At 27.7% G+C, this 15,688-nt stretch carries 13 protein-coding genes; 9 read left to right on the top strand and 4 right to left on the bottom strand.

Going from position 1 to position 15,688, the window contains the following annotated elements; translation table 11 throughout:
- Window positions 1-152: 152 nt before the first annotated feature.
- The 8 genes from tssB (at window position 153) to GOY08_RS02610 (ending at window position 7,355) form a co-directional block, all read left to right on the top strand.
- Window positions 153-659 carry a type VI secretion system contractile sheath small subunit gene (gene tssB, locus GOY08_RS02575; RefSeq protein ID WP_158996999.1) on the top strand — a complete coding sequence of 169 codons (507 nt, stop codon included), beginning with the start codon at window positions 153-155 and terminating at the stop codon, window positions 657-659.
- Window positions 660-689: 30 nt separating this feature from the next.
- The gene (tssC, locus tag GOY08_RS02580) at window positions 690-2,174 is read left to right on the top strand and encodes a type VI secretion system contractile sheath large subunit (protein WP_158997000.1); all 1,485 of its coding nucleotides are present in this window, start codon (window positions 690-692) and stop codon (window positions 2,172-2,174) included.
- Window positions 2,175-2,208: 34 nt separating this feature from the next.
- A complete protein-coding gene (locus GOY08_RS02585) occupies window positions 2,209-2,763 on the top strand; it encodes a hypothetical protein (protein WP_158997001.1) in 555 nt (184 codons plus the stop codon).
- A 78-nt stretch (window positions 2,764-2,841) separates the two neighbouring features.
- Window positions 2,842-3,246 (top strand): type VI secretion system baseplate subunit TssE, encoded by a 405-nt coding sequence (gene tssE, locus GOY08_RS02590; protein WP_158997002.1) that lies wholly within the window; start codon window positions 2,842-2,844, stop codon window positions 3,244-3,246.
- Window positions 3,239-5,002 carry a type VI secretion system baseplate subunit TssF gene (locus GOY08_RS02595; RefSeq protein ID WP_158997003.1) on the top strand — a complete coding sequence of 588 codons (1,764 nt, stop codon included), beginning with the start codon at window positions 3,239-3,241 and terminating at the stop codon, window positions 5,000-5,002. The genes tssE and GOY08_RS02595 overlap by 8 nt, the downstream gene beginning before the upstream one ends.
- Window positions 4,999-5,757, top strand: a complete 759-nt coding sequence (locus GOY08_RS02600) for a hypothetical protein (RefSeq protein WP_158997004.1) — start codon at window positions 4,999-5,001, stop codon at window positions 5,755-5,757. Before GOY08_RS02595 ends, GOY08_RS02600 begins: the two co-directional genes overlap by 4 nt.
- Window positions 5,758-5,772: 15 nt before the next feature.
- Complete coding sequence (locus GOY08_RS02605; protein ID WP_158997005.1) at window positions 5,773-6,882, top strand: type VI secretion system protein TssA; 1,110 nt, start codon at window positions 5,773-5,775, stop codon at window positions 6,880-6,882.
- A gap of 26 nt (window positions 6,883-6,908) precedes the next feature.
- Window positions 6,909-7,355 carry a hypothetical protein gene (locus GOY08_RS02610; RefSeq protein ID WP_158997006.1) on the top strand — a complete coding sequence of 149 codons (447 nt, stop codon included), beginning with the start codon at window positions 6,909-6,911 and terminating at the stop codon, window positions 7,353-7,355.
- Window positions 7,356-7,378: 23 nt separating this feature from the next.
- Here the strand turns inward: GOY08_RS02610 and GOY08_RS02615 are convergent, their stop codons facing one another.
- Window positions 7,379-7,945 carry a uracil-DNA glycosylase family protein gene (locus tag GOY08_RS02615; protein ID WP_158997007.1) on the bottom strand — a complete coding sequence of 189 codons (567 nt, stop codon included), beginning with the start codon at window positions 7,943-7,945 and terminating at the stop codon, window positions 7,379-7,381.
- Between the two features lie 438 nt (window positions 7,946-8,383).
- Between GOY08_RS02615 and GOY08_RS02620 the strand changes: the two genes are divergently transcribed.
- Window positions 8,384-8,938 carry a scabin-related ADP-ribosyltransferase gene (locus GOY08_RS02620; protein WP_158997008.1) on the top strand — a complete coding sequence of 185 codons (555 nt, stop codon included), beginning with the start codon at window positions 8,384-8,386 and terminating at the stop codon, window positions 8,936-8,938.
- A gap of 26 nt (window positions 8,939-8,964) precedes the next feature.
- Here GOY08_RS02620 and GOY08_RS02625 read toward each other — a convergent pair whose 3' ends face one another.
- The 3 genes from GOY08_RS02625 to GOY08_RS02635 are packed head-to-tail and all read right to left on the bottom strand — an operon-like array spanning window position 8,965 to window position 15,688.
- The gene (locus GOY08_RS02625; RefSeq protein WP_158997009.1) at window positions 8,965-10,986 is read right to left on the bottom strand and encodes a contractile injection system protein, VgrG/Pvc8 family; all 2,022 of its coding nucleotides are present in this window, start codon (window positions 10,984-10,986) and stop codon (window positions 8,965-8,967) included.
- A gap of 36 nt (window positions 10,987-11,022) precedes the next feature.
- Window positions 11,023-14,913 (bottom strand): hypothetical protein, encoded by a 3,891-nt coding sequence (locus GOY08_RS02630; protein ID WP_158997010.1) that lies wholly within the window; start codon window positions 14,911-14,913, stop codon window positions 11,023-11,025.
- Window positions 14,914-14,932: 19 nt separating this feature from the next.
- Complete coding sequence (locus GOY08_RS02635) at window positions 14,933-15,688, bottom strand: DotU family type IV/VI secretion system protein (RefSeq protein ID WP_158997011.1); 756 nt, start codon at window positions 15,686-15,688, stop codon at window positions 14,933-14,935.

Below are 15,688 nucleotides of genomic sequence, written 5' to 3' on the forward strand. Positions count from 1 at the left end.
TATTAAATTGCGTAAATTGTAATCAATAAAAGTGTATTATATCTGAGTCAGCTCTGGCATGGAAATTGCTAAGTGATAAATAGAAGCTGTTGATTTCAGTTTTTGCAGCTTTTTAGAACAGCCATTTTTCACTCGAAAGTAAAGGAAAAGAGATGTCAAAAGGTACACAACAAAAATTATCAGTCTATAAACCACCACGTGTTCAAATCACTTATGATTTAGAAGTGAATGGTTCTCCTAAGGAACAGGATATTCCTTTTGTCGTTGGTGTAATGGCTAATTTATCTGGTCACTTGCATGAAAAAACTAAAAAAATCAAGAATGAAAAATTTCTAGAAATAAATAAAGAAAATTTTAATTCTGTAGTTCAATCAATTTCACCAAAATTGAAGCTAAAAGTTGCAAATAAAATTAAAAATGACGGTTCTTTTTCTCAAATAGAATTAAATTTTAACTCTATTGATGAATTTAATCCAGGTAAAATTGCTTATAAAGTTGACGCACTTAGAGAATTACTTGAAATTAGAAAAAAACTAATTGAATTGCAAACTAACGTAGAGTGCAACGAAAAATTAGAAGAAACTTTAGTCCATTTTGTCAAAACTCCTGAAGCATTAAAACTTCTTGCAAGTTCTGAAGAGCAGTCTTCAGCTGAATAAGTTTTTATCTAATAGGAAAGGATATCATTTATGAGTAATACAGAATTTGCAACAGAAACAAAATCTTTTTTTGATTTAGAAAATGGTCAATCATCAGTTATTGAGCAACTTCTAAATAAATCAGACTTAAACAAGAATGATCAACAAATAACTAATGCAAAAGACATGTTAACAGTTTTTGCAAAAGAAGTAGTTAACGAGAAAATGGAATATAAAAAGACTATTTCTCATATGATTAGCCAAAGAATTGCTGATATTGATGCTATTCTTAGTGAGCAAATTAACGAAATCATTCATAATCCACAGTTTCAAAAATTAGAGGCTTCTTGGAAAGGTGTTCAAAATTTAGTTAAATTTGCTGAACCAGATGATAAACTAAAAATCAGAGTTCTTGATGTTACAAAAGAAGACATTCTGGCAGATGCAGACGCAGCGCCTCAGTTTGATGAAACTGGCCTATTTAAACTAGTATATGAGCAAGAATATGGAACATTTGGTGGTTCACCTTATGGACTTTTAGTTGGTGACTATACCTTCGGAAAAGGGATAGAAGATATTGAGTGTTTAAAAGCAATATCCAGTGTTGCTGCAGCAGCACATGCTCCTTTTATTGATGCTGCAAGTCATGAATTATTTAATATCAACTCATTTGATGAAATTGATAAACCAAAACATTTAGGAAAATTATTTAATACTGCTGAATATGGTTCATGGAATCAGTTTAGATCTTTAGAAGATTCTAAATATGTTACTTTAACTCTTCCAAGAGTTATTATGCGTGAACCTTATGGTGGTAAAAATGGTATTCCAGTTAAGGAATTTCATTTCGAAGAAGATCTTGATGGAACAGAACATGATAAATATTTATGGGGAAATCCTTCCTTCTCATTAGCAGAAAGAATGGTTGCTTCTTATAGAGAATTTGGTTGGTTCTCAAATATTCGTGGTTCTGAAAATGGCGGAACAGTTTCAAGTTTACCATATCATTCTTTTATAGATAATGAAGGTAATAATACTTTCAAAATGCCTGTTGAAACTATTATTACAGATAGACGTGAAAAAGAATTAGATGATTTAGGATTTTTAACATTAGTTTATAAAAAAGGCACAGACTCTGCTACTTTCTTTGGATCAAAAACTATTCACAAGTTAACAGAGTACGACAACGATCTTGCAAACGCAAATGCTCAACTTTCAGTTCAGTTACCTTATGTTATGGCTGTATCTCGTTTTGCTCATTATTTAAAAGTGATCATGCGCGATAAAATTGGATCTTTTGCAACACAAGGAGAAATTGATGCGTATTTAAATAGATGGATATCTCGTTATGTTACTTCTGATGATAATGCAAGTACTTATATTAAAAGTATTTACCCATTAAGAGAAGCAAGAGTTGATGTCGTTTCTGTCCCTGGAAAGGTAGGAGCTTATAAGGCTGTTATGTATTTGAAACCTCACTTTTACTTAAATGAGTTAACAGTTTCATTACGCCTTGTTACAGAACTACCTCAATAATTATAGTTACTTTTACTCACTAGGAGAATAGATTATGTCTAGTTCAGATTATGTATTGATTTTTATCCCTGGATTCAATGGTGGCTTTAACGCTCATAAAGAAGGCGAAAAAGGTATTTATTGCGCTCAAACAACTCTACCAAAACTTGAAGCTTATGGTGATAAGTATGTTCTAAAAGGTCGTTTGGTATTTGAAGTTAATGATAGTGCTTCTTCACCAGACTTTTTTGACAAATTAGCAGAATATGAAATTCGTGCACATGACGTCAAAACTGTAAAAATTTATTCAGTCAGTACTAAAGATGATGGTAAAACTAAAACTTTAGTTAAATTAAGTGATATGACACTATATAATTACCAAATGAAAACTGAAGTTCAAAAAATGGCTGGTGTTGCTATTATTGAATTTATTGTTCCAGATACTGTGAATAAAGAAGAAGTTCCTGGTATTAAATATACAACTTCATATAAAGAAAGCGAAAAATCTACTGTTGCTGGTCCAGTTATTATGATCAACTCAAGAAATAATACTGTTGAACAAGCAGCGCATAAAACTTGGGATGATAAAGCAGTAGATGGTATTAAATAATATTAATACTTCTCTTTAATTAATACTAATCTAATGAGAAGGAATATTCTTCTCATTAGATTTTTTTAGGTAATAGATATGGAAAATTTACATAAGCTTTTTTATTCACAAGCTAGTAAAAAAGATTTTTTTTTTCCAATTGTAAGAAATATTAGTAATATTTTAAATACTAGAAGTTCTTTGCCATTAGGCGATTTTCTAGATACTGATATAGCTAGTATGAGTGTAGTAAATTATGGATTACCAAGTTTTACTCATCTTTCAATGACATCTGAACGAGATATTGAGATTCTTTGTTTAACAGTAGCTAAGTCTATAGTTGCTTTTGAGCATCGTTTGTCAAATGTGAATGTATCTTTTACTAGCTATGATCCTCTCAAAAAAGAGGCAAAAATTGCTTTAAGTGCTGTTTATGTAGATGAAGAATTGGTTTTGAATTTACTACTAAAAATTGCGCTTTGGGAGTTTATTGTCCATGTATAGCAAAACAAGTAACCAAGAATTTTTGCGGCATTATATTAATATTATTGATGAATTAAGAGAAAATGGAAAGGTATTTTCAAAGCAAAATCCTGATCTGGCTCCTTATTTAGATCTATCATATCGCAAAAGTAATGATCCCGAAACAGAAAGATTAATTGAATCATTTGCTTATATGTTCGCGCAAATTGAACATAAATCAGTATTGGCTTTAAATGATTATGCAATTAATTTTATTGATAAGTTATTCCCTGAATTAATTTCGCCAGTTTCTGCTTTAACAGTCTTAAAGTTGACTCCGGAGCTGAATTCCTTTAAAAATACAAATCAATTATTGCTTCCTAAAAACACAAAATTTAGTGCATTTAATCAAGAAAAGTTTGAATGCCAGTTTTCATCTACTCAAGAAATGCCTTTATTTCCCTTTAGAATTGAATCAACAAGTATTGTTAATTTTAACCGATATCAGAGATTTAGTTCTCCGCATACCAAAGCTTTTTCAATAGATTTTCAATTGAAAAAACCTCTTTTTGAAGAAAAAAATAAATCTTTATCAATACCAATTTATATAGATTCAGATTTTTATACTTCAATTTTTATTTATGATGCCTTGTTTTCAAGTAAACAAAACTTTTTATTATATATAGATGATAATCCAATTCCAGTTTCATTAGCAAGAAATCAAATATCACCATATATAAAATTTGAGAGTCAAGATAAAAAAAATAATATGCTTTACCCTTTTTTTGATTACTTAAATTATTTTCAAAAATATTTGTTTTTTAATTTAAATATAAAATTGAATTTTAATGCTAATTCAAAACTAAAAATTGTAGTTCCTTTTTCTTATGAACTACCTTCTTTAAGTAAATTAGGGAATCAATTTCTTAATGTTAATTGTGTTCCAGTTGCAAACTTTTTTGAAACAAAGCTTGAGCCAATAAAATGTCAGAAAGATAAGGATGAATATCAAGTTAGACCTATGGGTAATTTTGATAATCAAACGGAACTTTTATCTGTGCAAACAATTGTAACTTACGATGCTAAAACAGGTGATTCTTTCACATTAAAAAATTTTCATAATGATAAAAATGAAAGTAATCAAATCCCTAGCCTTCTAGGATTTGAAAATATTTTATGGTCGGTTAGAAGATCATTTGAAAATTCTACTCAAGATAATGGTTCGTTATTTATCAGAGTTATGAATGATGTAAAAGATCTTAATTTTGGTAGATGGCCAGATTATCTTTTTCCTGAAGGCGTTTGTACAAATGGTATTTTAGCAACTTCAATTAAACCTTATACTGAATTTAAATGCAGATCTCGTGATATTAAAATAAAAAACTCTGTATCTCTTTTTTGGCCAAAGTATTCAAGAAGACCTTTAAAACATTTTGGAAATATAGAAGTATTAAAATTATTGTATAAATTAGATCAAGATTTAATGTCTAAAAATATGTTAAATGTTTATGAATTTGAAAAAATTGCTGAATATATGACAAGTTTAGGTAATCCAATTAGAGCTTTGATAAAACAATTTTTATCAAAATCAGTTAATATTATTCGTGAAGAATCAGTTTCTCAACAATTATGGAAAAAACAAGTTTATTACATACCAGGAATTACATATAAAATAATGTTTAATAAGAAAGATAATCTTCCACAAGGAACTTATTTTATATTGAATTTTATGAATAGTTATTTTGAGTATATTCGTGATTTTAATTTTTTCATTCATTTTGAAGTAGAGCAATTATGAATCTTTTACAGAGTTTTTCTAAACAATTATCATTTTCTGAAAAAGAACTTATTTCACAGTATTTAAGACAAGTACTTGAGTACAATGGGATTGATTTTGATGAAAAATTATTTTTTTCTTCAACTTCTATTTATAATATAAAAATGAATGATGGTCATCTTTTGCAGCAAAAATTTCCTTTAAAAATTCTTATACCTGATTTTATTTTAGAAAATTTTTCGCATCACTCAAGAGACCAGAAGAATATTATAATTAATTTCATAAAAATATTTATTAAAGAAATTCTTTACTTAAATTACTATGTGGAATTAAATAAAAAAAATCTTATTTATAATTATTCAATAAAAAATGACGAAAATCAGTTTAAGTTTTCTAACAGAAGAGATGTTGTAATATTTCTTAGGAAATTCTTTATTTCTGAGCCAAAATTTATTGAGGGATGTCCTAAAAAAATAAAAAATAATAAGCAGTTTAAATTAGGTGAAGACAGAATATCTTCTCGTCTTGTCAACAAATCTCCTACTTTAGGAAGACATTTTTATTCATTTGTAAATAAGTTTGTTGTTTCTATTGAAGTATTTGATTTTGAATTAAATGGATTAGAAAAATTACTATCCCAACTTCAGTTGACAAAGTATATTTTTATTTCTTCTGGGAAAAAACAAGTATTAAATCGTTCTCGTTTAGTTAAATTATTATTTGAAAATAATAAATGTGTTCACGTATATACATTACCTCTTTTAAATGTATTGTAAATTGGAGTTTTTAAAATGAATTTTGCCGAAAAAGATAAACAACTTGAGTTAGCAAATTTAGATAAATTATTGGCTCCAATTTCTTCTGAGTTACCATGTGGTGAATATCTTAAAAGAAATGCAGCTCTTATTCAAATCAAAGAATTAAGAACGAAATTAATTCAAGAAAATGATGAAAATCAAGGGATATGGGTGAAGAAACAAACAGAAACCTCAAGCTGGGGTGAGATAGTTTCCTTATCTTATGATTTATTGCTTAATCAAACAAAAGATTTGAATCTTGTTTCTTATTTATTAGAGGCGCAATTTAAAATAGAAGGATTTGCTGGCTTAGCCAAAGTTCTTTCTTTGTTTGTTCATTACTGCAGTACATATTGGGATAATATCAATCCACCAATTCAAGATGGAAATTTTGAATTACGAGCTGCTTCATTTAAGGCATTAAGAAATATCACTATGCTGGGGATAAAAAGTTATTCTTTTCAAGTTCAAAATGAACAGAATCAAGAAAATATTACTTGGTCTTGGTATGAGTCACAATTAACGTATGGAAAAAACGAAGGCATTCAAGCAAAAAGTAAAATTAATCAAATTATTCAAGAAAAATCTGATTCTGAAGTAAAATTAATTAATATTGCTTTAGAAAGTATAATGAAAAATCTTGAAATTCTGGAAAATGAGTTTATTCCTTTATTGGTTCTAGATGAAGATGACCATGTTACTTTCGATGATTTAAGTAATTTAATTCAAGAATTATATGCAATTCTAAATCCTATTTACTTAGAAAGAATAAGTTCGTTTGAAAATAAAAATGAAAGAAGAGCTTTAATTTCTAGCGAAGAAGAAAAAGTTGTTCAATCAAATAATGGAGATTCTAGTATGACATTTTTGAATTCAAATTCACTAAATACTGTACAAGAAGCATATAATGCAATTGAAAAAGCAAATGAGTTTTTATTAAAAAATGATCCTCATTCTCCATCACCCTATTTAATAAGACGAGCTTTAGATTGGCGGAAAAAAAGTCTTTATAGTGTTCTAATTGAATTATTTAGTTCAACGACTAAGCCACAAGAAATTTTTTCTCTTCTTGGTTTGTCACATTTTGACAAATCAAAAAAGTAAATTAAATTGTAAAACTCGGAGAAAATATGTCTGAATTAGAAGAAATGCTAAATCACTACGAACCTTACAAATCAACAAATGGAATGATAATATTAGACTTATTAGAACATAAAAAAATGTCTTTAGAGGAGCTATATTCAGTTTTAGGGACTCCTAGTATTGCTATGGAATTTATTCTAGGTAAAAGGATATTGACCCACAAGCAAATAGAAAAGTTGGCAGAAATTTTTGGAGTTCTACCAGAAATATTTTCTCTAGAAGAGCAAGGTTTTTCAGGTGGGAGAAGCTCATCTTTCTCTGAAAATCAACAAAATAACTTTCAACATTCACCTGAAGAACAAAGTTCATCATTTCAGCAAAATTATGAAGAATCAAATAATCAATATAATTTAGAAAATTATAATGAAGAATATAATGAAACTGATGAATTTAAACCACCTGCATTCCAAGCAAAACCATTTTGGGAAGATTAATAAAGAGTAGTTAAACAATAAGTTTAAGTCATTATTGCGTTAATCTTCTTTTTTAATTCTGGTAAAATTTTTTTTTCAAACCACATATTTTTTTTTAGCCATATATTATTTCTTGGGGAAGGGTGGGGAAGTGGAAAAAATTTGGGCGCAAATTTTTTCCATTGTTTTACATTTTCAGTAACACTCCCCTGTGTATCAAGAAAATATTTCTGGGAATAGATTCCAATTGTTATTATAACTTCAATATTTTTAAGTTCTTTTAAAATCTTTTGCATCCATGCCTCTGCACATTCGGTACGTGGAGGTAAATCACCTGTTTTACCTTTTCCAGGGTAACAAAATCCCATAGGCACAATTGCAAAAAAATTTGGATTGTAAAACTCTTCGTTAGTGACTCCAAGCCAATCACGAAGTCTATCACCACTTTTGTCATTCCAAGGCAAACCAGATTCATGGGCTTTTGTACCAGGCGCTTGGCCAACAATCATTATTTTTGCGTTAGAATTAAAATTAAGGATAGGTTTGGGGGCATATGGAAGATGCGCTTTACATATTTTACAAGCTTTTATTTTTTTTAGTAGTGAATTCATTTTGTTTGACCTATGCATAAGTTTCTTATATTTTATAATAAATTTTAAAATATGTTAATGATTTAAGTCTTAATAAAACTTAAGTGAATAACTTGTTTAATTAACATCTCCATTTAATATTTTTCTTTTCATACATTTAAAATTAAGTAAATATATATTATAATTATATTTAATACCATATATTATAAATAATTATTTTATTATAAAAATAAATTTAAAATTACTTTAAAAATATTATTTTAAAATATTATAAATATTACATTAAGATTACCATTTTATTTTTTTTATTTTTAATGTATAAACTCATTAATGTATAAACATCTTTTTCTATTTGAGAAAAGCATGTTTAAAGAATTCCTTTACATTATAGTCTATTTGTAAAAATAGTTGTTAAAAAAAATAATAAAAAATAAATACTTAATTTTCTAGGAGAAGATTATGCCACCAGAATCATTTCAACGAATGAGACGAATAGTAGGGCGAATTGTTAATAGAAAAACACTTCCTCAGTTTCTTTACAGATGGGATCAAAGACCACCCAATATAATACGTTCGGAAGGGTTTAAACCGTGGAATGAAAATGGGACCGTTGAGCTTATTGAACATGTCACAGGTAGTTACTCTAATGATCCAAGAAACTTAGGAAAGCAAGGAAGTTTAGTAAAATATAATAGTCAATGGGTCTCAACTGGAGCTTACGGAATGGTAAAAAATATAGATCCTGTTTTTGCCCAACAGGTTTTAAATACTCATCTTTACAAAATTGATACTTCAATTGCGAGTCTCTCTGGCCCGTTTTATGATGTTAATGATCATTTTGATAGAGCTGGAATAAATCGTCCTTATGCAACACAAAGAGAATGGGCAAAATTGGGAAGTATTCCAGCAAATGCAGTTGTTTCTTATATGACAGGAAAAGATTATTTTGAACAGTATGATTTAAAGATTGGCGCACCTGAAGAGAGATTGCTAAAAAACTGGCAAACTTTATAAAAATTTTTTTGAATTGCGCAGTTTAATTAAGAAATTGAAATCTCATTAATTTCTGCGCCACTCGAAGCTTTTACTTTTGCTACTTTAGATTTTGTTTCCAAGTTTTTATCAGCTTTTATCGTAGTATTTTCAGTTGCTTCAATTACCGTATTTTTAGTAGATTTAGTTTGTAGATTTTCAGTTGCTTCAATTACCGTATTTTTAGTAGATTTAGTTTGTATATTTTCAGTTGCTTCAATTACCGTATTTTTAGTAGATTTAGTTTGTAGATTTTCGGTTGCTTCAATTACCGTATTTTTAGTAGATTTTGATTCAATATTTTCAGTGGTATTTAATTTAATATTTTTAGAGTTTTTCTCAATCAATCCTTCTTTAGTTAATATAATTTCTGCGCTATTTTTAACTTCGTTCCCTTGTTTTTCACTTTCGTCTATAAAAGTAAACTTTAAGTTTTTTTCAAGACTGGAATCTAAGCCAATTCCTCTAAAAATTAACCCATTGGGGTCCTCAGTAGTAGTTAACTTAGGTGGCAAGTGTTCTGAATTATAAAAATATCTAATAATAACAGGTTGTTCTATATCGTGATCGAGAAATCCTATTAAAACTTCATCTCCTGGTTGAGGGTTAAAGATAGCTCCTGAGTTTTTTGAAGCCCAGAATTGACTCATTCTAGCTAAAACAAACATGGGCTTATTGGAATTGGAAGAACCTTCTGCTTTTGTTATTTTAGGCCAATCTAAAACCACGGCAACAAATTGAACAGACTCTTCAATTTCACTGATGAGGTCTTCTGGTTTTTCTCCATAGACAATACCAGTTGTTAGAGCAGGAATTTTTAAATTGCTTAAAAGAGCTGAATAATCAGCGATAAATTTTTCATCTAATGGATAAGCTGTAACAGTAACGGAATAATTATAAATGGAGGTATTTTTTCCATCTACAAAGTGTGGTTCTTTTATAAAGTTATGTTCAAGATTAGATACAATATATTTTCCAAGCTTTAGCGGAGAATTTTTATCTTTATTTGACTTGTAAACAAATTCAATAACATCGCCTATAGAAAGAAAATTTAAATAATGGACAAATGATACTTTATTTTTAAGAGTATTTTTTCTATTTAGGTCATTCAGTGTGTAGGATGTTGGGATGACCTCAGTACGTAATTTATCCGATTTTATATGATAAGCTTTTGTATAAAATGAATTTATATGATCTTGTTCTAATTTTGTGTCTGATGTAAATATGTTTTTAATATTTCGAGGATCAGTATATTGAGTAATAACGTGTTGGGTACCATCAGTTAAAGTATGTTTGTAACCAAAAAAGTTATTAATAAAATTATTAATATTTTTATTTAAGATAGAGTGGCTCAATTGTACTTTTACAGGAACTGCATCTTCTATTTTAAAAATTTTATTTTCTAAATCATCAGTAATTAATAATTTAACACCTTCTTTAGATTGAATATGAACAAAATTTAAATGCTCTTCATGCATAAGTCTACAGATAAATTGATAATCAGTTTCACCATACTGAACAATATTTTTTCTTGTAAGAATTTCATTTGGTTTAGTAAGTTCAAAACCAAATGTTAAATCTTGTTTAGCATAGGCATTTAAGACTTCTGAAATTACAGTTTTAGCAGTTGCCTTATTCCAACTGCGAAAAGCATTATTCTGAGTTGTTAGGAAAACTGGAGGCACAATAATCAATTCAAGTAAAAAATCTTCAGCAGTAAAAGCAATAAAAGAAGCTTCTTTTATAATTCCATTCAAGTACTTTATTTTCTCATTTTTTTCGTCAGATAGTTTATTATAAACAATTTTAACTTGAATTTTTTTATTTAAAATATCACTTTTTAAATTTTCCTCTTTAAAGCTTTTATAAGGAAATTTAATAACTAATTTTAAGTTATAAATAGATGAAATAGCATCTTCACTTAATTCAAAAGATTCTACTATGTTATTGTTTTCTGGAATCTTAGAATCGAAAAAAATTGCTGATTTTTCAGTTATACTTACTTCACTAATGGATGAAAAAATAGTCATGGTATCAACTCTTTCCTTAGCGAGTCAAAAAGTTTTCTAATCTACTTCCTGACTTTTTGTATATTTTCTATCTAAATAAGGAGCTTCTGTTGGAAGTTTTGGTATATTTAAACGTAACCCCTTATTGTTCTTAATATTAATTGTGACAAAAAATAAGACTTTTTTATCGTTATTTATTGGAAATTCAAATTTTAATGTATTTTTAATACAATAATTAATATTTGCACAGTCTGCATAGTCATTAATAAACTTTAATAATGACCAGCGGTTTCTAATATTATAGTATATCGTATTATTTGTAATAAATATATTCTTATCTTGAGAAAATTTATCTAATGAATATTTGGAGGTATTAGCTAATGTTACATAAAATTGCAGAGGATCTGAATAATTCCAAATAAATTTTCCTTTAAAAATATTCCCTTGGTCTGAGCCAATCAACTGATTTCCACTTTGTAAAGACCAATTAATAATTTGATTTCCTAAAATTTCTCTATCAGAATTAGTTCTAAAATCAAAATCAATATTCCATTTAGTAGGAGAAATATTGCCATCTTTGTCAGTCTGAATGTTGAAAAAACTTTGGGCATTAGCAATACTTTGTACAAAGCTTTGAACATCATTTCTGCCTTTATAAAGATTGCTAAAGTTTTTTAAAGTAGGTAAGTCTTGCTTTTGAAACTCACTAAAACTCTGGAAAAAGTTTGCCATGTCATCCATAGAAGCACTGTCTAATGACTTACTATCGGCAGTAAAAGGAAATTTACCGGCTAATAAGTTATTAAATTTCAAAGCTATTTTATCATAGCTTTGATATGCTTGTTTGATTAGTAAGCTTTGACACCTTTTACTTAAGGCTGTGTATATTTCTCTTTGTTTTAAAGAGAAATAATCTCTAGCCCCTATAACTGGCGGTTGGGCAATAAATTTGCTGCATGTCTCCGTCCGTAAATTATTCATATTAGTGCTTATGAAATTTGAAAAATTAGCATAAGAATTTATTTTTGGTGTTGGAGATAAAGCGTCTTGTAAAGAAATCAAATTCTCCAATGATTTATCATAAACAGCCGAAGTATCTTTGAAAAATAAACTTCTAGTTTGAAGTAAGGGTGCAATACTTCTATTAAAAAATTGTTCTAAGTTTGACTTTTGAGTACTTAAATACATTTTTAAGTCATCATCAGAGCCTACCCCAAAACCTAAATAAGCCGGAGAACTATCACCTGACCAATTCATAAAATCTGAAGGGTTTGGATTAAAAAATGGGCTTAATTCAAGTAATCTTGAATAGATTTTTGCTTGTCTTACTATTTGTTGATTTAAGATCGAGCCTAAATAGATATTTAAATCAGAATTATTACTTGAGACTAACAAATCAGATATGGACTTTAAAATTGGACCGGATATCTGGATATTCTGTATATTAGGATCTATTTGACTACTATAAACAGAAGGTTGTTGATCATTTGCTGCGCTAAATACTTTGATTGAATTTGCTAATTTAGTATTCCAATACTGATAACTTAACGTTTTAGAGATATTTTGGAAATATAAGGCTAAGCTTTCTGGTAAAGAACTTTGATTGACACTAGACATGGCTGACGCAAAAATAGTTCCTTTTTGTAAGTGATTTTGAAGAGCTTCAATATCCCATAAAGAATTTATTGGAAGATTTAAAGAAACAAGTTTTAAATCTGAATTTATATCTTTATTACTCGATTGAGCAAAGGCATTATCTTGATTAAATGTATTTTCCATTTTAGCAAGTGCCATAGCGAGTTGGCCTAATCCTGAATTCAAAATAAATAGACCACCATTACTTGAAATTATAGGGAAATTAGCACCCAATGGAATAAATAGTACGAGATCTGTTTTAAATTTTTCAAAATTTCTTTTTGCATCTTCTAAAACTTGAGATGAAAAAGCTTTTCCAAAAAGTGAGTGTTTTTCAAGATCTGCTAATAATGTAACGAAATTAGGTCCATAAAAACTATTAACATCTTTTAATTCATTTTGACTTTTTAATAAATTATCTTGAAGGCTATTTAAATCATTTATAAAGTTGTGTAGAAATTGCAATTCATCAGATTTATTACTTGTATGGCTTCCGCTTTTAATAAAAATAATATCTGAATCAACCTTGTCTAGTGCTTTATACAAAGGGTGATTTTGCTCAGAATAAATAAAGTATGCCGCTAAATTACTTTTTAAAGCTTCAACAGATCTAGCGTTAAAATCGGTAACAGTTGGTTTAACAAATTGTGACAAGTTAGTTGAATTTAAAGCTGAAAAAACATTTTTTTCAGCAATCGATTTTCCACAATCAAGCCCATACAAGTAATTTGCCATTAAAGTTAAGGCTTCAGTGTTATTTTTAGTGTTGCCATTTAAATATGCATAAATGTCACTAATTTTTTTATTATCTCTTACAAATGTATTAATTGCCTTCAAATATTCGTCATGATTTTGAAAAGATGATGGTTGAATTGATTTAAATGAATTAAGTTGAGATGCAACTTTATCATTAAAACTTTGAACCATAACCTTCGAGATAAATTTCGCCAAATTAAAGTTATACTTGTCCGTATATTGTTGCGAGATATCAGAGTTCCATGAAGGATATAGTAAGGGATAATGAAAATTTGTTTTAGAAAGAGTATTAGAGTTATTTATTAAAGAACAGATTTTACTTTGTAATAAATTAGTATGTTCATTTTCATTAATTATTTTATTGTATCCTGTGGCAATAAATTTATTTAACTCTTCAAAACTTTTCAAAAAAATAGAACGTTTTTCAGTTAGAAAGCTTGTTGAACTAAATAATGAATATCCAACAAAAAGAAGATTAATAATTGTTAATGTTGCTAAAATAGTTCTGTTTCTTAACTTTTCTTTTATATATTCCTTAGAAAGAAGTGAACCATTGATTAAATTAATGGAAGTATATTTAAAAAAGTTAAGCAGTTGAGAGCTAGTTTCATCAAATGAGTCCTTTTTATAAAAACTGCTCAAATTAATAATATAATGTGAATTAGTTAATTCTTTCTCTGAACCATTTATATTTTTATAAAAGTAATCATTATAATTTTTATTAAAAGAAATTATATTAGATTTTAAATTAAAAAAGAATTGTATTACTTTTAATTGAAAATTTTGATCAAGTGTAAGTAAATAATGTTGAGTTTGATTTTCATAGCTTTCAACGCACAAATCAAGTGCTATTTTCATTTCTCTATAAAGATCATCCCCATTACTTAAAGTTTTATGATGAAAAGAGAAAATTGAAGAATGTTCGTTTTGCGCATCAGCTAAAGGAAAAAGATGTAAAGGTGGTACTTCATTCATCCTTGAATTATCAATAAAAAATAAAGGTACCTTTGCTTTTAATTTTTTTGTTATTGATTTAAAAATTTTAGCAAAATTAGTTGCCTCTTCAGATAATTCTTTATAATTAGTAGTTGTCCTAGAGAATGCATTTTGATTAGGGAAAAATATAATTCCATCAATACTAAGACTTTTTCTTATTTTTATTAAATTCCGCAGGTGTAAACCTAAACGCATAGATTGAAGATCTTCGTTATTTTGTAACAAACAATGATTAAAAAATACAAACGAAGTATTGTTTATATTAATTATTTCAAATGCATTTTTTTGATCGACAAAGAAATTTAATATTTCAGGTCTATCCAATTCTTCAGATAATTCTTTAAAGTACTCAGAAAAGTTATTTGAGAAAACAAGAAATAAATTTTTATTTTTAAATACTTTTTTATTATTTATGAACCAATATCTATCATATAAGAATTTTTTAATTCTTTCACTTTTAAATAATTTAGATACATCAGGATTCCAATAGTTAAATATAGACCATGAAAATACTAGAAGAGCTGTTAAAAAAATTGCGATATAAAATAAAATTAGAGTCATTTTAAGCCTTCTTTATGTTTTACTGGATACTTTTTGTTAATATATTGTTATTTAAAACCCAAATGTAAATAGAAAAAGCAAGAAAAACAGCAAAGAGGAAGATATTTGTTAGAATTAATGAGTAATTTATTTTCTTATTTCGAATTTCAAATTCATTATCACTAGGTTCATAGTTTGTAGTAGGAAGAACTCCAAGCATATTTTGGTTTTCAACCTCGGTATTATTTTCAGTATAAAATTGGTAAAGATTAGTTTTTATAACTTCTATTTTTTCAAAATCACTTAAATTATGATATTTTCCTTTAAAACCCGCTGATAAACACAAAAAATAACAGTAAGCTAATTCTCGGGTTTTATAATCACGATTAAGCAATATTTTTTCACAATTATCATAGAATATATCACCAGCAGAATTTGATAATAAAAGCCTACTTTCTAAGCTATGTTCACGCCAGTAATTTTGCCCTGGCCAATTTTGTGTAATCATCATTTCATCAACTAAAGCAACTAAAGCAAAATTCAAATATTTAAGAACTTCTGAGCCAAAATATTTTTTATTTTTCTTTAATGAATCAATTTTTCTAGAAATAAATTCTTCAATTTCAGAAGAAATTAAATGAAAATCTTGAATACCACTTTCATGAGAAGTATTTTCATTATCTTCAATATTTTTAATTTTAGAATTGTAATCAGTAATTTTGGTACTGAAATATGTTATAGCATCTTCAGTCGTTAAAATTAAGCATTCAATTGAAGATAAATCTAAACTTTTCAT

Origin of the sequence: Pigmentibacter ruber, assembly GCF_009792895.1 — a bacterium.
Taxonomy (GTDB): Bacteria; Bdellovibrionota_B; Oligoflexia; order Silvanigrellales; family Silvanigrellaceae; genus Silvanigrella; species Silvanigrella rubra.